Annotated in this window: 18 protein-coding genes; 3 read left to right on the forward strand and 15 right to left on the reverse strand. The window is 62.8% G+C overall.

From position 1 onward, the window contains the following. Positions 1–31: 31 nt before the first annotated feature. The 12 genes from P3G66_RS26865 to P3G66_RS26920 form a co-directional block, all read right to left on the reverse strand. Positions 32–913 carry an acyl-CoA thioesterase II gene (locus P3G66_RS26865; RefSeq protein ID WP_003944096.1) on the reverse strand — a complete coding sequence of 294 codons (882 nt, stop codon included), beginning with the start codon at positions 911–913 and terminating at the stop codon, positions 32–34. After that, positions 914–2,332, reverse strand: coding sequence for a pyruvate kinase (gene pyk / locus P3G66_RS26870; RefSeq protein WP_003944038.1), 1,419 nt, complete (start codon positions 2,330–2,332; stop codon positions 914–916). Between the two features lie 82 nt (positions 2,333–2,414). Continuing rightward, positions 2,415–3,917 (reverse strand): glutamate synthase subunit beta, encoded by a 1,503-nt coding sequence (locus tag P3G66_RS26875; RefSeq protein WP_276117356.1) that lies wholly within the window; start codon positions 3,915–3,917, stop codon positions 2,415–2,417. Continuing rightward, the gene (gltB, locus tag P3G66_RS26880; RefSeq protein WP_276117357.1) at positions 3,910–8,409 is read right to left on the reverse strand and encodes a glutamate synthase large subunit; all 4,500 of its coding nucleotides are present in this window, start codon (positions 8,407–8,409) and stop codon (positions 3,910–3,912) included. Before gltB ends, P3G66_RS26875 begins: the two co-directional genes overlap by 8 nt. A gap of 133 nt (positions 8,410–8,542) precedes the next feature. Beyond that, positions 8,543–9,385, reverse strand: coding sequence for a TM2 domain-containing protein (locus P3G66_RS26885; protein WP_276117371.1), 843 nt, complete (start codon positions 9,383–9,385; stop codon positions 8,543–8,545). Between the two features lie 126 nt (positions 9,386–9,511). Next, on the reverse strand, positions 9,512–9,937 hold the full coding sequence (locus tag P3G66_RS26890; RefSeq protein WP_030536756.1) for a TM2 domain-containing protein: 426 nt from the start codon (positions 9,935–9,937) through the stop codon (positions 9,512–9,514). Beyond that, entirely contained in the window at positions 9,934–11,007 is a 1,074-nt protein-coding gene (gene lgt, locus P3G66_RS26895) for a prolipoprotein diacylglyceryl transferase (protein WP_180279703.1), read from the reverse strand. Before lgt ends, P3G66_RS26890 begins: the two co-directional genes overlap by 4 nt. Beyond that, a complete protein-coding gene (gene trpA, locus P3G66_RS26900; protein WP_276117358.1) occupies positions 11,004–11,807 on the reverse strand; it encodes a tryptophan synthase subunit alpha in 804 nt (267 codons plus the stop codon). Before trpA ends, lgt begins: the two co-directional genes overlap by 4 nt. Beyond that, entirely contained in the window at positions 11,804–13,153 is a 1,350-nt protein-coding gene (gene trpB / locus P3G66_RS26905) for a tryptophan synthase subunit beta (protein WP_276117359.1), read from the reverse strand. Before trpB ends, trpA begins: the two co-directional genes overlap by 4 nt. A 74-nt stretch (positions 13,154–13,227) precedes the next feature. Next, positions 13,228–14,037 (reverse strand): indole-3-glycerol phosphate synthase TrpC, encoded by an 810-nt coding sequence (gene trpC, locus P3G66_RS26910; protein WP_003944016.1) that lies wholly within the window; start codon positions 14,035–14,037, stop codon positions 13,228–13,230. A 125-nt stretch (positions 14,038–14,162) separates the two neighbouring features. Then, complete coding sequence (locus tag P3G66_RS26915) at positions 14,163–14,753, reverse strand: TIGR02234 family membrane protein (RefSeq protein WP_230587583.1); 591 nt, start codon at positions 14,751–14,753, stop codon at positions 14,163–14,165. Between the two features lie 110 nt (positions 14,754–14,863). Beyond that, positions 14,864–16,450, reverse strand: a complete 1,587-nt coding sequence (locus tag P3G66_RS26920) for an anthranilate synthase component I (protein ID WP_058227001.1) — start codon at positions 16,448–16,450, stop codon at positions 14,864–14,866. 57 nt (positions 16,451–16,507) lie between these two features. On the opposite strand from P3G66_RS26920, the gene P3G66_RS26925 reads away from it, so the two are divergent. Next, the gene (locus P3G66_RS26925; protein ID WP_007728696.1) at positions 16,508–16,966 is read left to right on the forward strand and encodes a peroxiredoxin; all 459 of its coding nucleotides are present in this window, start codon (positions 16,508–16,510) and stop codon (positions 16,964–16,966) included. Between the two features lie 40 nt (positions 16,967–17,006). Here P3G66_RS26925 and P3G66_RS26930 read toward each other — a convergent pair whose 3' ends face one another. Next, positions 17,007–17,789, reverse strand: coding sequence for a class III extradiol ring-cleavage dioxygenase (locus P3G66_RS26930; RefSeq protein WP_003944012.1), 783 nt, complete (start codon positions 17,787–17,789; stop codon positions 17,007–17,009). 174 nt (positions 17,790–17,963) lie between these two features. Here P3G66_RS26930 and P3G66_RS26935 point away from each other — a divergent pair, with 174 nt between their 5' ends. After that, positions 17,964–18,473 carry a MarR family transcriptional regulator gene (locus tag P3G66_RS26935; RefSeq protein ID WP_039973005.1) on the forward strand — a complete coding sequence of 170 codons (510 nt, stop codon included), beginning with the start codon at positions 17,964–17,966 and terminating at the stop codon, positions 18,471–18,473. 28 nt (positions 18,474–18,501) lie between these two features. On the opposite strand, the gene P3G66_RS26940 is transcribed toward P3G66_RS26935, so the two are convergent. Continuing rightward, positions 18,502–20,040 carry an FAD-binding protein gene (locus tag P3G66_RS26940; RefSeq protein WP_116056650.1) on the reverse strand — a complete coding sequence of 513 codons (1,539 nt, stop codon included), beginning with the start codon at positions 20,038–20,040 and terminating at the stop codon, positions 18,502–18,504. Positions 20,041–20,237: 197 nt separating this feature from the next. Between P3G66_RS26940 and P3G66_RS26945 the strand changes: the two genes are divergently transcribed. Next, positions 20,238–20,828 carry a TetR family transcriptional regulator gene (locus P3G66_RS26945; RefSeq protein ID WP_003943994.1) on the forward strand — a complete coding sequence of 197 codons (591 nt, stop codon included), beginning with the start codon at positions 20,238–20,240 and terminating at the stop codon, positions 20,826–20,828. Here the strand turns inward: P3G66_RS26945 and P3G66_RS26950 are convergent. After that, entirely contained in the window at positions 20,825–21,283 is a 459-nt protein-coding gene (locus tag P3G66_RS26950; RefSeq protein WP_257216780.1) for a hypothetical protein, read from the reverse strand. The genes P3G66_RS26945 and P3G66_RS26950 overlap by 4 nt on opposite strands. Positions 21,284–21,285: the final 2 nt, after the last annotated feature.

Here is a 21,285-nt window from a genome sequence, read left to right on the forward strand (position 1 = left end):
CTGGGCCCGAGTTCAGTCTCGGGCCCGCATCTCATTCCCCTTTACGCGGGAAATGCCTGATCATTCCTTCTTGGACCACCGTCGCCAACAGCAGTCCTTCCACCGAGAAGTACCGTCCCGTTGCCAGACCGCGCGAACCTGCGGCGACCGGCGATTCGGTGGCGTACAGGACCCAGTCGGTGAACCGGAACGGGCGATGGAACCAGATCGAATGATTGACCGTCGCCGCGACGATACGATCATGACCCCAGGACAAACCATGAGTGGTCAGAATCGAATCGAGCACGGTGGTGTCGGACGAATATGCCAGCGTCGCAGCGTGAATGAGCGAATCGTCCGGCAGATCACCGTCGGGGCGCATCCACACCCGATTGTGGTTGAGTTTCTCGCCGGTGCCCTTGAGGATCCACGCCGGATCGTTGGCGTACCGCATGTCGATCGGCTTGAGCGCCGCACTGAAATGCGGCAGTTTTTCCTCGTACCCCACCAGATGATCGCCGATGGGAGGCAACGACTCCGGAAGTGGAACATCCGGGATCTCGACAGCATGGTCGAGCCCCTTGCCGGAGTCCTGGAACGCCGCGAGCATCACGAACAATTCGTTCTCACCCTGATAGGCAGTCACCTGACGGTTGGCGAACGCCCGCCCGTCGCGATGACGATCCACCCGATACTCGATGGGCGCCTTGACATCTCCGCCGCGAATGAAATGGGCATTCACCGCATGGATGGGGCGATCACCGTCGACAGTCCGCCCGGCGGCCATCAGTGCCTGAGACACCAACTGACCGCCGAACGTCCGCGAACCTACCTGTTTCGGGTGGTATCCACGGAACGCGTCTTCACCGATCTGCTCCAGATCCAACAAACCGAGGAGAGTACCGAGGTCGGTGGACGCGTTCGCGTGGGTCACTCAGTGGTCCTCTTCACCGATGCGGTGGACGTGAATGAGGTTGGTGGAACCGACAGTTCCCGGAGGGGACCCGGCAACGATGACCACGAGGTCGCCCTTGACGTACCGCCCGAGGGAGAGCAACGCACTGTCCACCTGACGCACCATCTCGTCGGTGGTGGCCACCGCATCGACCAGGAACGTCTCGGTTCCCCACGTCAGCGTCAGCTGACTGCGCACCGCGGGCAGCGGTGTGAAGGCGAGCAACGGCAGCGGCGTGTGCAGACGAGCCAGTCGACGCACCGTGTCACCGGACTGAGTGAACGCAACCAAGGCCTTGGCGTCGAGACGTTCGCCGATGTCGCGTGCTGCGTACGAGATGACACCGCGCTTGGTGCGCGGGACGTGGGTCAACGGTGGGACACGGGTCGATTCGTTCTCGACGGCCTCGACGATGCGGGCCATGGTGCGAACGGTTTCCATGACGTACTTGCCCACCGAAGTCTCGCCCGAGAGCATGACTGCGTCGGCGCCGTCGAGAACGGCGTTGGCGACATCGGATGCCTCTGCGCGAGTGGGACGTGAGTTCTCGATCATCGACTCGAGCATCTGCGTCGCGACGATGACCGGCTTCGCGTTCTCACGAGCAATCTGGATTGCGCGCTTCTGAACGAGCGGGACCTGCTCGAGCGGCAACTCGACACCGAGGTCACCGCGGGCGACCATGACGGCGTCGAACGCGAGCACGATGGCTTCGAGATTGTCGATGGCCTCGGGCTTCTCGAGCTTCGCGATGACGGGAACGCGGCGCCCGACTCGATCCATGATGGCGTGAACCAATTCGACGTCCGCCGGTGAGCGAACGAAGGAGAGTGCAATGAAGTCGACACCCAGCTTGAGAGCGAACTCGAGGTCGGCGATGTCCTTGCCCGACAGGGCTGGAACGGAGACGTTCATACCGGGCAGTGAGAGGCCCTTGTTGTTGCTGACCGGACCGCCTTCGGTGACCCGACAGACGACGTCGTTGCCGTCGATGGACGTGACGACCAGGCCGACCTTTCCGTCGTCGACCAGCAGTCGATCGCCGGCCTTGGCGTCGCGCGCCAATTCCTTGTACGTGGTCCCGACGCGATCGTGCGTTCCCTCGACGTCGTCGACGGTGATACGAACCTCTTCACCGTTGGCCCAGGTGGTCCGCTCGTCCTTGAATCGGCCGAGGCGAATCTTGGGCCCCTGAAGGTCGGCGAGAACACCGACGGCCTTTCCGGTGGCGTCCGACGCGGCGCGGACGCGAATGTAGTTTTCTTCGTGATCGGCATGCTCGCCGTGGCTGAAGTTGAGGCGCGCCACGTCCATGCCGCTCTCCACGAGCTCACGGATGCGGTCGCCAGAAGCTGTCGCAGGTCCAAGTGTGCATACAATTTTTGTCCGTCGGTTCACGGCTCGAGCCTAGTCGCTACCCCACCGCACTTCTATCCGGCATTTGCGACCTGCACTTTCTGTACTTACTCGATTCAGTTGGTCAGCTCACGAACAGCGGAAATGCCTTTGGATGAACCGGAGCCGGAAGCGCCGACTCGCCTGTGAGAAACACGTCGACGGCACGTGCGGCCGACCGTCCCTCGGCAATCGCCCACACGACCAGCGACGCCCCGCGATGCGCGTCGCCGCAGACGAATACGCCGGGTGTCCGGGTCTGCCACCCGACATCACACTCGATTCTGCCGAGTGGATCGGTGCCGACATCAAGGTCGGTGAGCAGTGGGGCGGTTTCGACGCCGTCGAAACCCAGAGCGAGCAAGACCATCTCGCACACCAGATCCGTCGTGTCGCCGGTCTCCACCAAGGTCCGTTGTCCGTTCTTCGCTCGTGACACGGCCACCGGAACCATCCGGATTGCACGGACCGCACCCCCACCGTCGTCGAGAAATTCCTGCGCCGCCCATCGGAATCGTTTGTCACTGCCCTCCTCGTCCGCCGGCGAGGTGCGTAGGAGCCGCGGCCACAGCGGCCATGGGTCGCGATCTCGATCGCGGTGTGCCGGAGGTGGGACGTGGTAATCCAATTCCGTCACCGAGAGGGCGCCTTGGCGATGCACCGTGCCGAGGCAGTCGGCGGCCGTGTCGCCGCCACCGATGATCACGACGTTCTTACCTCGCGCCGAGATGCTCGACGCACCATCACCCTCGCATTCGTGGTTGGCCGCACGCAGGTACGTCATCGCACGATGGATTCCGCGAAGACTACGACCCGGTACGTCGGTGTCTCTGGCACGATCAGCCCCGACCGCCAGGACTACCGCCTCGAATTCCGTCGAGAGGTCGTGCGCGCTCACGTTCACTCCGACGGCGCAGTCGGTGACGAATCTGATCCCCTCGGCGGTCAGTTGGTCCAGCCGCCGGTCGATGAGGGCCTTGGGCAACTTGAATTCCGGAATTCCGTAGCGAAGCAGTCCCCCGATCCGATCGCTCCGCTCGAACACCGTGACACTGTGTCCGGCTCGTGTCAGTTGTTGAGCCGCGGCCAGTCCCGCCGGTCCCGAACCGACAACCGCAACACGGTTTCCGCTGTGAACTACCGGCGGCCGTGGTTCCAGTGAACCCGACTCCCAGGCGTTGTCGACGATCGCCTGTTCGATGCGCTTGATGGTGACACCCCCCGACGTGTGCTCGTCGTCGAGTGCGAGAACGCACGCCGTTTCGCACGGTGCGGGGCACAGATGTCCGGTGAACTCGGGGAAATTGTTGGTGGAATGCAGATTCTCCGAGGCTTCGGACCACCGTCCACGCCGAACCAGGTCGTTCCATTCCGGAATGAGATTGCCGAGCGGACACCCTATGTCGGCCGAATGGCAGTACGGCACAGCGCAGTCCATGCAACGCGAGGCCTGTGCAGATACGTCTCGATTTCGCACGACGGGATCCAGCGACTCGTATACCGACGCCCAGTCGCCGACGCGCACGTCGGTCGGTCTGGTCGGTGCGCCGGATCGTTTCACGTTGAGGAACCCGCGTGGGTCAGGCATGAGCCGGCTCCACCAGTTGGTTCTGTTCCACGACCTTCTGATAATCGACAGGCAAGACTTTGGTGAATCTCGGACTCTGTCCACCCCAGTCGTCGAGTAGTTTTGCCGCCACCGGCGAACCGGTAGCGGCCAAATGCGTGCCGAGAATGTCGACCAGCTGACGACAGTCTTCCGCCGAGGGCTGCTCCAGAACGACCATGTCGCGGTTGACCTTTTCTGCCTTCACGTCGAGTACGAAGGCAAGTCCGCCCGACATTCCCGCAGCAAGGTTCCTACCGGTTGGGCCGATGATGACGACGCGACCCCCGGTCATGTACTCACACGCATGGTCGCCGACGCCTTCCACCACAGCGACCGCACCCGAGTTTCGCACCGCGAATCGTTCCCCGACACGCCCCCTGGCATAGAGCGCACCGCTCGTAGCGCCGTACAGCAGCGTATTGCCGGCAATCACCTGCTCCTCGGCCACGAAGGGTGCGTCCTCACTCGGCCGAAGCGCGATTCGTCCACCCGAGAGCCCCTTTCCCACGTAATCGTTTGCATCGCCGACAACGACCAGCGAGATGCCCGGTGGCAGGAACGCACCGAGTGACTGGCCTGCCGTTCCACTGAGCACGACGTCGATGGTGCCGTCAGGTAGCCCGACGGCGCCGTAGCGTCTGGTCACCTCAGCGCCCAGCCTCGTTCCCACCGCTCGATCCGTATTGTGTACTGGCAGTTCGATATGCACGGGTCGAGCGTCCTCGAGCGAGTTCGCAGCCAACTTGATCAGGGTGCGTTCGAGTTCGCTCGAAACAGGTACATACGGTTGGTAGGCCGCGCCGGCCGGCGTGGCCGGAACGTCGAAGAGTGGTGAGAGATCCAACGTCCGACTCTTCCAATGCGCCACCGCCGGAGACATTTCCAATACGTCTGCGTGCCCCAGCGCATCGTCGATACTTCGAAACCCCAGTTCTGCCAACAACCGTCGTACGTCGGCGGCGATGAAGCGAAAGAAGTTCTCGACGTACTCGGGCCGGCCGGTGAATCGCTCGCGCAGTTCGGGATTCTGCGTCGCTACTCCGACGGGGCAGGTGTCGAGATGACATACCCGCATCATGACGCACCCGGCCGCGATGAGTGGCGCCGTGGAAAACCCGTACTCCTGCGCTCCCAGCAACGCGGCGACGACGACGTCCCGCGCCGTGCGCAAACCCCCGTCACACTGGACGACGATCCGATCGCGTAACCCGTTGAGCACCAGGGTCTGCTGAGTTTCGGCCAGCCCGATCTCCCACGGCGTACCCGCGTGGTGGATGGACGAGAGTGCCGCAGCACCCGTCCCGCCGTCGTGACCGGAGATCAGCACCACGTCGGCGTGCGCTTTGGCCACACCTGCCGCAACAGTCCCGACTCCGGCTGCGCTGACCAACTTCACGTGTATCCGCGCGCGATTGTTCGCGCATCTGAGGTCGTAGATCAATTGGGCGAGATCCTCGATCGAATAGATGTCGTGGTGCGGGGGCGGAGAAATGAGCCCGACCTCAGGCGTCGAGTACCGGGTTTCCGCGATCCACGGGTACACCTTGGACCCCGGAAGCTGCCCTCCTTCACCCGGCTTGGCACCTTGGGCCATCTTGATCTGAATGTCGGTGGCATTGACCAGGTAATCGCTGGTCACCCCGAAGCGACCACTCGCGACCTGCTTGACAGCGCTTCGACGCTTGTCGTCACGCAACCGCTCCGGCGACTCTCCGCCCTCACCGGTGTTGGAACGCCCGCCGAGAGCATTCATCGCAACCGCCATCGTCTCGTGCGCCTCCGCAGAGAGGGAACCGTAGCTCATCGCACCGGTGTTGAATCGAGCGAGAATCAACTCGACGGGTTCGACCTGATCGAGCGGAATCGGCGGACGAACCTCACACCGAAATCGAAACAATCCCCGCGGTGTTCCGCCCTGCGCGCTCAGTCGATCGACTTCATCGCTGTAGCGACGAAACATCTCACTTCGCCCGGTCCGGGTCGCATGCTGAAGGAAGAACACGGATTCGGGTGTGAACACATGCAATTCACCATCGCGGCGATACCGGTACTGTCCACTGTCGGTCAACTGACGATTGTCGAACTGACGATGCTGCACTGCGGACGACGAGAACGCAGCCGTGTGGCGCATCAGAACTTCGCGCGCGACTTCAGTGATACCGATCCCGCCGATCCGGCTCCGTGTGTTGCAGAAGTATTCGTCGACCAACTCTCGACCCAAGCCCACGGCCTCGAATACCTGTGCGCCCGTGTAGGAGTGAACCGTAGCGATTCCCATCTTCGACATCACTTTGAGCACGCCGAAATTTGTTGCTCTCAGGTAGTTGTCCGACGCAGTCTTCGGATCTATCCCGGGAAGTTCGTCCTGCTCGCTGAGGGCTTGGACAGATTCGAGAGCAAGATACGGGTGGACAGCCGCCGCACCGTAGCCGATCAGCAGCGCGATGTGATGAACTTCGCGCGCGTCACCCGAGTCGACGACAAGGGAAACCTTGGTCCGCAGGCCATGACGAACCAGATCGTGGTGCACGGCTGATACTGCGAGCAATGACGGAATGGGAGCCTGCTCAGGGCCTGATCCACGGTCGGAGATCACCAGAATCTCGATACCGGCTGCGGCGGCTGTTCGGGCGGACTCACGAAGCCTCTCGACGCCTTCGGTGAGACTGCCCCTCGGATCGAAACTTGCGCGAAGGACAGCGCTTCTCGGAGTTCTTGCGCCGTATAGTTCGGCGACCTTCGCCATCTTCCCCGGTCCGATCACCGGTTTGTCGAGAACAATCCTTCGGCACGACAGCGCCGACGCTTCGAACAAGTTCTGCTCACCGCCGAGGGTGACACCAAGCGTAGTGACGACTTCCTCGCGAATCGCGTCCAAAGGCGGGTTGGTCACCTGAGCAAAGAGCTGGACGAAGTAGTCGTACAACAGCTTCGGCCGATCCGAGAGAACGGCGAGGGGCGTGTCGACACCCATCGACCCCAACGGCTCCGATCCTGAGCTTGCCATCGGGACAAGAATGTCCCGCAGGTCCTCGGCGTGGTATCCGAAGAGCAACTGCCGTTGCAACAGCGGAGCCGGATCGCCTCGAGCAGGCGCAGTCTCGGGGATGTCCTCGAGGTCGACCAATCCCCCGTCGACCCAGTCCCGGTAGGGGGCTGTGCTCGCGAGTTCGGACTTGATCTCCGCATCGGAAACGATGCGATGGCGAGCGGTGTCCACGAGAAACATGCGTCCCGGTTCGAGGCGCCCCTTCTCCAACACCTCGGACGTGGGAGCGTCGAACACGCCGCTCTCACTGGCCAACACGATACGGTCGTTCTTCATCCGCCACCATCGCCCTGGGCGAAGACCGTTGCGATCCAACACGGCCCCGACAACAATGCCGTCGCTGAACGTCACGGACGCCGGACCGTCCCACGGTTCCATCAGACAACCGTGAAATTGGTAGAAGGCCTTTATCTCGTCGGGCATCGAAGAATCGTTCTCCCAGGCTCCGGGAATCATCATCGCGATGGCGTGTTGCACACTGCGGCCCCCGAGCGTCAAAAACTCCAGTACTTCGTCGAACGACGAAGAGTCGGATCCTCCCGGGGTGCAGATCGGAAACAGGCGATCGATGTCCCCACCTAAAAGTGTGCTCCGCAGCATCGGCTCGCGAGCGCGCATCCAATTCCTGTTTCCCACAATCGTATTGATCTCGCCGTTGTGGGCGATGCAGCGATACGGCTGAGCGAGTGGCCACGACGGAAATGTGTTCGTGGAGTATCGACTGTGCACGACTGCCAACGCAGTTCGCATTCGGTCGTCGCGTAGGTCGGTGAAGTAACCGGATAACTGCGTCGGCGTCAGCATGCCCTTGTACACGATGGTTCGGGCGGACAACGAGGGAAAATACACTGCAGTGTCGGCCGAGTGAATCCGCTCGGCTTGTCTCCTGAGGGCAAAGACTCGTCGGTCCAAGGCAATTCCGCCCACACTACGATCCCGTGACTCGGCGCACGTCACAAAACACTGACTGATGTACGGAGCGCACTGCGCGGCAACGGTTCCGACGCAGTCGCGGTCGACCGGCACCTCTCGCCACCCGATAATCCGCAGTCCTTCTGCCGCTGCGTACCGGTGTATCCGAACTACCGCGCGCCAACGTGCTTCCTGATCCACCGGGAGAAAGCAGTTTCCGGCCGCGTAGGTGTTCTCACCCATCGCGTTGGGTGGTGGAAGCTCGAACTCGGTCACCGCGTCGAAGAACTCCGTCGGCAGCTGAATCAGAATGCCCGCGCCGTCTCCGCTGTTGGATTCGCGCCCAACTGCGCCGCGATGGGAGAGATTGCCCAGGACCGCGAGCGCATCGTCGACAATGGAATGCAGGTGGCGTCCAGAGGTGTCTGCTACCACGGCTACACCACACGAATCGGTTTCCTGATCGGGGTCGTACAGGCCCCGAGGTTCAGGTATTCGAGAAAACAGCACTCGGCGACCTCCACGCGGACATGCAGCCGACGTGCGCTAGTTTATCAGCCCATAACCGCAGGTCGCGAGAGCAAAACGGTGACCCCCTGATACCGAGGCATCAGGGGGTCACACTTGCCGAGGGTCGTTTCGATCAGCTACGCAAAGGGCGGTTGTACTGATCGCGCACACTGCCGGTCAACATCATGATTCCGTCGATGAGCGGCCAGATGCCACCGATTCCACACGTCAACCAAGTGACCGCGATCTGTGCGACAGCCATGCCGGGCTGGTTGAGATAAAAACGTCCTGCACCGAATCCGCCGAGCAGAATGCCCAGCAATCCGGCAGTCGTCTTCGACTTGTCCGAGTACGGTTCACCGGTCATCGGGTCACGTCCGTATGGTGCGGACGGGTCGACCAGGCCGTAGCCAGGCTGAGGATAACCCTGAGCTTGTGGGTACCCCTGAGGCTGACCGTAACCCGGCTGTGAGTATCCCGGCTGGGGGTAGCCCTGCGGCGGAGCCGCGTAGGGATTCGGAGTCTGATCTGCCGGTGCACCGTAGACGGGACCGTCCGTCGGGGTTTGGGTCGGCCTCGAGTAGTCCGGCGCCGGATAGTCGGTCGCCGGATAGTCGGTCGCCGGATAGTTCTGAGCGGCGTAGCTTTCCTGCGACGTGTACGGCGCTGTCGGCTGATTCGGGGTGGAATCAGAATCGGCAGCGGGAAACGCTGTGGTCGATTCGGTTCCGGTCGGCGGCGGGTAGATGGGGTGGTTTCCCCACCCCGGACCGTTTCCGACTCCCGAATACGTGTCCCAGCCTGGACCGGTGCCGGTGGTCTCCGTCGACGGCGTCTTTTCGGTGGGTGCCGAGGTTTCCGTCAACGACGCATCCGCCGTCGCGTCGTAGTCGAACGGCGACCCGAACTGCGGTGGAACCGGCGGCTGTGATCCAGACGAGTCCCCCGACTCGGAAGGTTCCGGATTCTTGTTCAAGTTAGGCAACGTACTTTCCTTCGATTCGACGACGGTACGTAATAGCTTTTGTTATCGGAATTCGAGAAGGTTCGACCTTCTCGAGGCCAGTCCCCCACACATGTTTCCTCGGTTCGCGCTCGCGACTCATCCTCGCAATGGCCGGCGAGCACCGTCCCGCGCATTGCCCGAAAGTATCACGATGCCGTCGACGAACGCCCAGATCCAGATTCCGATCGCAAATGGAATTCCGATGAGGAACGCCGACATGAACAGCGCGAAGAACATGCCGAGCAGTTGGCACAATCCGATGCCGACACTTCCGATATAGAGGCGCCCGACTCCACAGATTCCGAAGAAGCCCAGCAAGATCTGCAACAGTCCAGCGGTGGCCTTCGACTTGTCGGAATACGGTTCCCCGGTTACCGGGTGCCGACCGTACGGGGCGTAGGGATCTCCGAACCCGTACATCGATGGAGGCGGCAATGGCTGCTGATATCCGTACGGATTGGGCGCGCCGTAGACCGGTCCCTGATCCTCGGGGAATCCCCCCTGCGAATAGGGACCTGTCACGGCTTGTCTTTCTTCGACAGCTTCACCGCGTCCGACGACTCATCCGACGCTGCCGTGGAGGCGCTTGCCTCACTGGAAGCGGATTCAGCAGCATCGGATTCAGAATCTTCAGCGTCGGCGACTTTCGCGTCGGCCTTCGCCGAATCAGTTTCGGTAACTGGCGCCGCGACTCCTGCTTCGCCGGCAGCTACCGCAGCGACGTAGTCCTTCGACTTCAAATCAGCCGGATCCTCACGACCCTTCTTCGCCAGGAAGAAGTAGGCCAGTGCGGCGAAGAACACGATCCCCGAAGTGAATGTGTTGACGCGAATGCCGGCGATCTCGTAGGCGAAATCGTCGCGCATCAGTTCGACGACGAACCGGCCCAGGCAATAGCCCGCGACGTACAGAGCAAACAGACGTCCGTGGCCGATCTTGAATCGGCGGTCGACGAGGACCAGCAGGATCACGATCAGGACGTTCCACACAGCTTCGTAGAGGAACGTCGGGTGAACGACCCGAATGACTTCTCCGTTGGAGACACCTGCCAGTTGATCGAGCTGGCCGGAAGAGTTCACACGCTCGAAGATCTCGAGGCCCCACGGGACGGTGGTCTCGCGACCGTACAACTCCTGGTTGAAGTAGTTGCCGATACGACCGATGGCCTGCGCGAGCAAGATTCCGGGCGCAATCGCATCACCGAGCGCGGACACCGGAATGCCGCGTCGACGGCAGCCGATCCACGCACCGATGCCGCCGAGGAACACTGCTCCCCAGATTCCGAGGCCCCCCTGCCACACCTTGAGTGCGTCGAGTGGCTGACCGTTCTCGCCGAAATAGGCGGGCCAGTCGGTCAAAACGTGGTAGAGCCTGCCACCGATCAGACCGAAGGGAACGGCCCAGATCGCGATGTCGAGAACGGTCCCCTTCTCGCCGCCGCGGGCGACCCAACGACGATCTCCCCACACGATCGCGACGATGATGCCGAGGATGATGAAGAGCGCGTAGGCGCGAAGCGCCACCGGTCCGACGTACCAGACGCCTTGGGGCGGGCTGGGGATATAGGCCAGCAGGTCCACAGTTGAGGTCACGACGCCACGGTAGCCGAGCGGACGCCCTCGGCGAGTTCTTCGGTGAGCGAGCGAACCGCTCCCAGGCCGTTCTCGACCGCGGAGACCAGAGCCGAGCCGACGATGACGGCATCGGCGTATGCCGCGATTTCGGCAGCCTGTGCGCCGGAGCGAACTCCCAATCCGACGCCGACGGGAATGTCGGAATGCGCGCGGATTCGTGCGGTCAGTTCCGGAGCCATCGAAGACACGGCGTCGCGAGCGCCGGTGACACCCATCGTCGAGGCCGCGTAGATGAATCCGCTGCTCGCGTCGAGCGTCATGGCGAGCCGTTCCTCGGTCGAAGATGGAGCGACAAGGAAGATCCGGTCGAGGTGGTGCTCTTCGGATGCTTCCATCCAGGCGCCGGCTTCTTCCGGAATGAGGTTGGGGGTGATCAGTCCGAGTCCACCGGCGGAGGCGAGGTCCCGTGCGAACTTCTCGACGCCGTACTGCAGTACCGGGTTCCAGTAGGTCATCACGACGGCCTTGCCGCCGACCGAACTGATCTGCTCGATCACGGTGAAGATGTCGCGAAGGCGAACGCCGTTGGTGAGTGCGGTTTCGGCTGCACGCTGGATGGTCGGACCGTCCATGACCGGATCGGAATACGCGACACCGACTTCGATGATGTCGCAGCCGCCGTCGACCATCGCCTTGAACACGTCGATCGATTCGGGAACGGTCGGATAACCGGCAGGCAGGTAACCGACGAGGGCGGCACGCTTGTCAGCCTTGCACGCGGCAAAGGTGGGTGCGAGGCGTGATGGTCGTTCGCTCACTTGTCCGAGCCTTCCGTGTTGTCGTTCTCGTCTGCTGCATCATCCGGAGCGGCTGCCTGACCTGAGGCGCCGTCGAAAAGACCGAACCAGCTTGCGGCGGTGTCCATGTCCTTGTCACCGCGACCGGAGAGATTGACGACGATGATCGCGCCCTCACCGAGTTCTTTGCCCAGTCGGAGTGCGCCGGCGACGGCGTGGGCCGATTCGATGGCCGGGATGATGCCCTCGCGGCGTGAGAGCAGCAGCAGCGCATCCATGGCTTCACTGTCGGTGACGGGTTCGTAGGTCGCGCGCCCGATATCGTTCAGGTAAGCGTGCTCGGGTCCGACGCCCGGGTAGTCCAGACCAGCAGAGATCGAGTGCGATTCGATGGTCTGACCGTCTTCGTCCTGGAGCAGGTACGAGTAGGCACCCTGGAATGCGCCAGGGGTACCGCCGGCGAACGTTGCTGCATGCCTTCCGGTTTCGACACCGTCGCCGGCTGCTTCGTAGCCAACCAGCCGTACCGACAGATCGTCGATGAACGGGTGGAAGATTCCGATTGCGTTGGAGCCGCCTCCGACGCAGGCTGTGACTGCATCGGGCAGGCGGCCGGTCAGTGCCTGAACCTGGACGCGTGTTTCGAGGCCGACCACTCGCTGGAAGTCCCGAACGATGGTGGGGAACGGGTGCGGGCCTGCCGCGGTACCGAAGCAGTAATAGGTGTTGTCCGCGTGGGAAACCCAGTCGCGCAAGGCTTCGTTGATCGCGTCCTTGAGCGTGCGCGAACCGGTCTCGACCGAGACGACCTCCGCGCCGAGAAGTCGCATGCGCGCGACGTTGAGTGCTTGCCGTTCGGTGTCGACAGCACCCATGTAGATGACGCACTCGAGACCGAGCAGTGCACAGGCGGTGGCCGATGCCACACCGTGCTGGCCCGCTCCGGTCTCGGCGATGATGCGGGTCTTGCCCATACGCTTTGCCAGCAGAACCTGACCGAGAACGTTGTTGATCTTGTGAGAACCGGTGTGGTTCAGATCTTCACGCTTGAGAAGGATGCGCGCACCGCCGGCGAACTCGCTCATTCGCGTTGCCTCGAAAATCGGCGACGGGCGCCCGGTGTAATCGCGCTGCAAGCGGTCGAGTTCGTTCAAGAACGTGTCGTCCGCGCGAGCCTTTTCGTACTCCGCAGTGACTTCGTCGATAACCGCCATGAGGGCTTCCGGCACATGCCGTCCGCCGTAGACGCCGAAATGGCCTCCGGCGTCGGGATCGTGGGAGCGCTCGGTGAGTCCCGCGCTGGCCGGCGGCAGATTGCCGCCCTTGAATATTGCACCGGAGCCTGGTTCCTGAGTACGTGAAGTCACCCCACCAGTCTGCCCCAACGGTGTCGCTGGTCACCGCCCGGGTGCATCAAAGCACGCCGGGCGGGTGAAGCGATTTATCGAGACGGTTTGGGGCAGGACGGGTGCGCACCTGCATTGACCAGATCTGCGACGGCCTTGCGAGGGTCGCCGCTGGTCACGAGGCCTTCACCGACGAGCACTGCGTCGGCGCCCGCCCCGGCGTACGCCAACAGATCGGCAGTTCCGCGAACACCGGACTCGGCAATCTTGATCGTCTCGGTCGGAAGACCGGGAGCGATGCGACCGAAGGTGTTCTTGTCCACCTCGAGAGTCTTGAGATTGCGGGCGTTCACACCGATCACCTTGGCGCCGGCTTCGAGCGCGCGGTTGGCTTCTTCCTCGGTGTGCACCTCGACGAGGGCAGTCATTCCCAGAGATTCGGTGCGATCGATCAACGAGGCGAGCGCCTGCTGCTCGAGTGCCGCGACGATCAGCAAGATGACGTCGGCGCCGTGAGCGCGAGCCTCGTGAATCTGGTACGGCCCCACGATGAAGTCCTTGCGGAGCACCGGAATGGTGACCGCTTTACGGACTGCGTCCAGGTCGGCCAACGAGCCGTGAAAACGGCGCTCTTCGGTGAGAACACTGATGATGCGTGCGCCACCGGCTTGGTACGCCGCGGCAAGCTCAGCGGGATCGGCAATGTCGGCCAACGCACCCTTTGACGGGCTCGCTCGCTTGACCTCGGCGATGACGCCGATGCTCGATTCCAGAAGTGCTGCTGCAGCATCGAGTGCAGGCGGTGCAGCGGCCGCAGCAGCCTTGACTGCAGCGAAGTCGAGTACGGCTTCGCGGGCGGCGACGTCAGCGCGCACCCCGTCGAGAATCGAGTCGAGTACGGTCATCGTGGCCCGAATCCTTTCTGGGCAAGAGCCCGATGTGAGATACGTCATCAGGGTGGTCTCAGCCTAGTGGGACGAAATTTTGCTACTCCGTCGGGGTACCCACGCAGGTGAGGGTTCAGTCTTACTCAGTGGGACGACCCCGGTTTCGCGCCGTTGTCTCCCCCAACTCCGTCGTCCCCGTCAGTCGCTGTCGGGTCCTCTCCGGCGTCGAGCGCATCCCACAACATCCGTTGTGTCACAGGCTCGTCCGATGCAGGTTTGTCTCCCTGACCAAGCTTGGCCGCGGCCTCGCGGCGCGCGGCAGGGTTGTCGTATTTCGACGACAACCCGCCTCGCACTGGAGGTTTGCGCATCAGAAGTACTGCCGCGCCGAGCGCCGCCACCGCTCCGACCAACGCAAGCAAGGCAGGCAGTACCGAAACAGTCGTCGAGAGATCTTCCGGGTGACCGGACAACTCGGCCAACTCCACCGCTCGGTCCGCAGAGGCTCCGGACACCAACAACTGCACTGCCGGAACCGCTACCGCGACGGCGACGAGGGCAACCAACAGTCCGACTACCCGAAGTGCCCAACCTCGCACCGCAAACGACGCCGCGATCGCCGCCAGAAGCGCGAGCGCGAGCGGAGTCATCGCCGCCGCCCAGGTGCTGCCGTCGAGATCCGTCGTCCTCTCCAGCGTCTTGCCGTCGCTCGAGGTCAGATGAACCCACGTCATTCGTGAGCTGCCCCACAGAGCTGCTGCCGACAACGCCAGCAGAAGCGTTCTCGGCACGGCGGTGCCACGAGAAACGCTTGTAGGCTCCGCTGCACTCGACTCGTTCTCACTCACTGATCGTCACCTCCGATGGTGCGCAGGGTGTGCGCCGACGCAATCGCGCTCAGCACTGCCATCGCCTTGTTGCGGGCCTCGGTGTCCTCGTAGACCGGATCCGAGTCGGCGACGACACCGGCGCCCGCCTGGACGTATCCGATCCCGTCCTTGATCAATGCCGTTCGGATCGCGATCGCGGTGTCGGCGTCGCCGGCGAAGTCGAGGTAGCCGACGATGCCGCCGTAGATACCGCGCCTGGTCGGTTCCAGTTCTTCGATCAGCTGCATCGCTCGGACCTTGGGTGCCCCCGAGAGGGTTCCAGCGGGGAAGCATGCGGTGACGGCGTCGAGAGCGTGCTTTCCCTCGGCCAGATGACCGGTGACGGTCGATACGAGATGCATCACGTGGCTGTACCGCTCGATGTGCCGGTAGTCGTGCACCTTCACCGTGCCCGGGCGACAGACACGACCCAGATCGTTTCGCCCCAGATCGACGAGCATGAGGTGCTCGGAGTTTTCCTTCTCGTCGGCGAGGAGATCTTTCTCGAGCAGGATGTCGTCCTCCTCTGTGGCACCGCGCCATCTGGTTCCAGCGATCGGGTGTGTTGTCGCGACACCCTCGGCGACGGTTACCAGTGCCTCAGGGCTCGAACCGACGATCGAAAACGCCGTCTCTCCATCACCGTTCGGCACGTTGAGCAGATACATGTACGGGCTGGGGTTCGACGCTCGCAGCATCCGGTACACGTCGATCGGTGCTGCAGTGCAATCGATCTCGAATCGCTGCGAGAGAACTACCTGGAATGCCTCGCCCGCTTCGATGTCGCCGATCAACTTGTCGACATCGACACCGAAGCTCTCGGTGGTGCGCTGACGACGGTAGTTCGGAGTCGCTTTCGAAAATGTCGACACCGTCGATTTCGCCGGCGCCGCGAGAGCACGAGTCATCGCGTCCAACCTGGCGACTGCGTCGTCGTACGCCGTGTCGACGCGCTCGTCCGTGCCGTCCCAGTTGACGGCATTGGCGATGAGGGTGATCGCCCCTTCGTGGTGATCGACTGCGGCGATGTCGGCGGCAAGCAGCATGACCATTTCGGGGATCTGCAGGTCGTCGACCGCGGAGTCACCCAATCTCTCGAGGCGCCGCACCGCGTCGTAGCCGAGGAATCCGACCATTCCGCCGGTCAGCGGGGGCAGGTCGGGCAGCCGCTCCGAACGAAGCAGCTCGAGGGTGGCACCGAGCGCGTCGATCGGGTCGCCGCCGGCCGGAGCGCCGGCCGGAACGTTGCCGTACCACGCCGCCTCTCCGTCCACGACGGTCAGTGCAGCCGGACTCCCGACGCCGATGAACGACCACCGCGACCACGAACGACCGTTCTCGGCCGACTCGAGCAAGAAGGTGCCGGGACGATTGCCGGCCAACTTCTCGTACGCCGAGAGCGGAGTTTCGGAGTCCGCCAACACTTTCCGAGTGACCGGAACGACCCGGTGCTCAGCTGCGAGAGCTCGGAACTGCTCCCGGGTCGTGGTGGAATCGGACGCGTCACCGACGATCGCGGTGTCGGATGACCGTGCGGACATGGAGGTGGGCTCGCCGTGCATGGCTCCATCATCCCAGGCTCCCCCATGTGGCCGTCGTGCGCGGGTAACCTCGGCCGAATGAAACCAGGCCAACTCGCTCCCGATTTCTCACTGCCCGACCAGGACGGGACTCCGCGCTCGCTGACGAGCCTGCTCGAGAACGGACCCCTGGTCCTCTTCTTCTACCCGGCAGCCTCGACGCCGGTGTGCACCGCCGAGGCGTGCCACTTCCGTGACCTCGGCAGCGAATTCGCCGCGGTGGGCGCTTCGCGAGCGGGCATCAGCACCGATACGGTCGAAGCTCAGTCCACCTTTGCCACCGCACAATCCTTCGACTACCCCCTACTCGCCGACACCGACGGCAAGGTAGCCGAACAGTTCGGCGTCAAGCGCGGACTCCTGGGCAAGTTGGCTCCGGTCAAACGCTCGACCTTCGTGATCGACACCGACCGCACCGTCCTCAAAGTCATCTCGAGTGAACTACGCGCCAACACCCACGGCGACCAGGCGCTCGAGTTCCTTCGCAATCGAAGCTGACCCACCTGGGCGACCTGATTCTCTGCGCGATTTGAAATCTCTAGGCGACCTGAATCGAGCGCTTCGCAAGCCCCATCCAGAATCCGTCGATCACCTGGGTGGGCACCTGTTCCGGATCGGATGACGCACCGAGCGTGACGAACAACGGGGCGAAGTGCTCGATGGTCGGATGCGCGTACGGCATCCCGGGAGCTTGAGCGCGGAAGTCGATCAAGGAATCGACGTCACCGGCAGCGAACCTCTCCCCTGCCCACGCGTCGAATTCCGCCGACCATCCCGGGGCCTGCGCCTCCGGTGACGGATCGCGCAGGAACGGTAGCCCGTGCGTGGTGAATCCGGATCCCACGATCAGTACACCTTGCTCACGGAGTGGCCGTAGGCGCTGTCCGAGATGGAGCAAACGCTCGGGATCGAGGGTGGGCAGCGAAATTTGCAGTACCGGGATGTCTGCGTCCGGGTACATCACCGTGAGCGGCACGTAGGCACCGTGATCCAGGCCTCGATTCGGCTGCTGAACCACGCGTTCGTTGTCCGGCATCAACGCGGCAACCTGGGCGGCGAGTTCCGGAGCGCCGGGAGAGTTGTACTTCGCACGGTAGAACCTCTCGGGAAAACCACCGAAGTCGTAGATGAGCGGGGTGCCCGTGGTCGTCGATCCGATCGTCAGCGGTGCTGATTCCCAGTGCGCCGATACGACGAGGATTGCCGTCGGCCGCGGAAGATCGCCGGCCCACGCCCCCAACTGGTCGACCCACAACGCGCTGTCCACCAGCGGCGGAGCACCGTGGCTGAGATACAGCGCAGGCATGGTTGTGGTGGACATACGGACTCCTCGGGATAGACATTCGTCGTAAGTTGAAGGTTCAACCTAATATAGAACTCAACACTTGCGTCCCGCAACTATTCCCCGCAGGATTCTTCTGGACATGCGTCTGAGACGCTGTACACAAGCACGCTCCGTGCACGAAGAATGCTCGACCCGAAGGAGAAGTCACCGATGAGTGAACCGACCGCGCAGCCCGACGCGCAGTCTCAGACGAAGTGGCTCACAGCCGAGCAGCAAGAAGCATGGCTGACACTGATCGCTCTCGTGACACGGTTGCCTGCCGCACTCGACACTCAACTACAACGCGATTCGGCACTCACACACTTCGAATACTTCGTACTCGCGGCACTCTCGGACGCCCCCGAGCACAAGCTCCAGTTGTCGGTACTGGCCCAGCGCGCGAACGCGTCCCTGTCCCGCCTCTCGCACGTGATCACGAAGATGGAGAAGGCCGGCTGGGTGAAACGGGAAGTCATTCGTGGCAGCCGCGGCTCCAACGCAGTGCTCACCGACGAGGGAATGGCAAAGGTGGTCGCGGCCGCACCGCCGCACGTCGCCTCAGTTCAAGGTCTCCTCTTCGAGGGCCTCGACGATCGCCAGGTCGCCCAGCTTTCGTCGTTGGGTACAGCAATGCTCACCCAACTGGACAAGGGAATCGCCGCCGGACTCGGCAAGGCCTGACCACATCCCCGAGACGAGCGACTGATGATCAAGACGGCAGCTTCGCGAGGTCGAGTGCAGCCAAGTGACTGAACAGCATGCTCGCTCCGATCGGGTTTCCACCGCCGGGGTACGTAGTCCCGCTGGCCGCTGCCATCGTGTTCCCCGCCGCGTACAACCCGGCAATCGCCGTACCGTCGGCTTTGAGCACCCTCCCGGTCGCGTCGGTGCGTAGACCACCTTTGGTCCCGAGGTCAGAGATGCCGAACGCGGCAGCGTGAAACGGCCCTTGGTCGATCGGTACGAGCGGCGAAGCCCCTTCGGAGAAGGCGCGGTCGTACGCAGCGTCTCCTCGACCGAAGTCCGTGTCGACGCCAGTCGCCGCAAACGCGTTGAATCGCTTCACGGTCTCCACCAGTTCCGCTGCGGGAACATCGATCTGGGCAGCGAGGTCTTCGAGTGTCTGTGCACTCTTCCACAACCCCGCATCCACATACTGCTCCGTCTGTGCCATGGGTACGTTGGGCGCCTTCACCGGCGGCACTGCGCCTTCGCTGTTGTCGTAGATCATCCAGTACGGCGTGGTTACTTTCCCTGCCCGCATGTGTTCGATGACGGCGCGGCCCAAGCGGTCGTACGGCGCTGATTCGTTGACGAATCGGCGACCGTCGTCGTCCACGAAGATTCCGCCGGTGAACCACAGCGCAAACGCGGAGCGGCCATCCGGATGGGTCAGTCCCGGCGACCACCAGGCCTCTCCCATGAGGTCGGTGTCGGCGCCCGCGGCGACCGCCGCCTGGTGTGCCTTCCCGAGGTTGCCGGGGCAGCCCATCGTGTCGAGAGCGGATCCGGGGACACCGAATTCGGCCCGCAAGGTCTCGTTCTGCTCGAATCCACCGGCGGCGAGGATCACTCCTCTGCGTGCCTGAATGGTTCGACGCCGACCATCTCGGTCGACGACCGCGCCGACGACCGATCCGTCCTCGACGACCAATTCTTCGAGAGTGGTCTTCAGGTGCATGGTGGCGTTCGGGAGTTCCGCAAGAGCCAACAGGAATCGACCGATCAACGACTGGCCGCCGACGAGGTACTTCGGCAACTTCTCCCCCAGCCGTTCCGTCGCCAGCGGCGGACGAAGCGAATCACGAAGGGCACCCATCTTGTTCGCGTTCATCGGCTTGGGAACAATGTGCCGTCCACTCGCTCGAGCCTTGGGCTCTTCACCGAAGTAGTCGGGCCACGGCAGTATCTGAAACTCGAAGTTCGAGTCCTCTTCGAGGTAGTCGATCAACCCGGCGCCACCTCGAACGTAGGCTTCCTGAACGTCGGCGGGCGTACGATCACCCACCACTGATCGGTAGTACTCCAGCGCATCCTCGATGGTGTCGTCGTCCCCGCCCCGACGAAGAACGGCGTTGCACGGGAACCACATTCCGCCGCCGCCCGAGTACGCCGTTGTTCCGCCGTACTTGTCGGTTGCTTCGATCGCAATGACGTCGAGGCCTTCGCGGGCTGCCGTGTACGCGCCGGTGAGTCCGCCGCCTGATCCCACAGCGAGTACGTCGCACGTCTCGTCCCACTTCGTCATCGTCAGCCTCTCTGATTCTGGGCACAGTTTCCGAACATGTTCTAGAAATCGTTCTAACACATGGACTTAGCGATCGCGGGGGTTCGAAATTCTGTCCCACCGAGCGGGAGCGAGACATGACACCGAGCGGGAGCGAGAACGAGCAGCGATAGCGCACACTTTGCTCGCACCGGTCTGATCCCGTAGTGTCTGGACACATGTCTGGTAAGACCAAGTTCGAGTCCACTCGTCGACGGCTCACACAGCAGCAAGCCGAAACCGTCGATCGATTGACCGCGGCAGCGATCACGGTCCTGCGCGACAAAGGGTTTGCCGATCTGACTGTACGAATGGTGGCAGCGGAAGCCGGTGTCGCCGCAGCCACGGCATACACCTATTTTTCGTCCAAGAGTCACCTTGTGGCAGAACTGTTCTGGCGCCGACTCGACGCGGTACCGCACGAGCCCTCCCCCGAGGCGGAACGAGAAGCGCAGGTCTGCTCGGTCCTTCGAAGCGTCGCACTCCTCGTTTCCGACGAACCGGAGCTGGCCGCGGCCGTGACCACGGCGATGATGGGCAATGATCCCGACGTCGAACACCTTCGGGGACGTATCGGCAAGAACATCCGCGAGCGGCTCATCGAGGCGCTGGGGCCGTCATACGATCCCGACGTACTCGAAGCACTCGAAATCTCCTGGTCCGGAGCGCTTGTTCGAGCCGGCATGGGTTACGAGTCCTATTCGCAGATCGCAGACCGGCTCGAAGTCACTGCCAGGCTGATCATGGCGGGCCGCGACAACCTTCACTAGATGGGGGTCATGGCACTCACCAGCCATGTGCCGTCGACTCGATCGAGTGTCACCTCGACTCGGCTCGACGTCGACGCTGGTGCCGGCCGCGCGGTACTCGTCAAGATCTGATCGACGAACACGAGCACTTCCGCGCGGTCCGCGGCAACGGAGAGCACACCGACATCGACGACTCGGGCTTTCGTGCTGATTCCCTGCTCCTTCGACTGTGGGGCAACTGTTTTCGATCCGAATTCGGTGAAACTGTCCTGAAACGATCCGCCGGCGCCTTCGGCCGCTCGTGCGAGATCGTCGTCGACGGTATCGCTGTTGTAGCTCAAGAGCTTCTCGACGAGCGTGGGCGCCACACCGATCACCTCGGCACGTGCGGTTTCAGCGTCCCCCGAACGGTGGTGACTCCAGATCGCAGTGCCGCCGACTCCCATCAAGACCAACGCTGCAAGCGCTATGACCATGC

This window comes from Rhodococcus sp. C3V (assembly GCF_029269915.1).
Taxonomy (GTDB): Bacteria; Actinomycetota; Actinomycetes; order Mycobacteriales; family Mycobacteriaceae; genus Rhodococcus_F; species Rhodococcus_F qingshengii.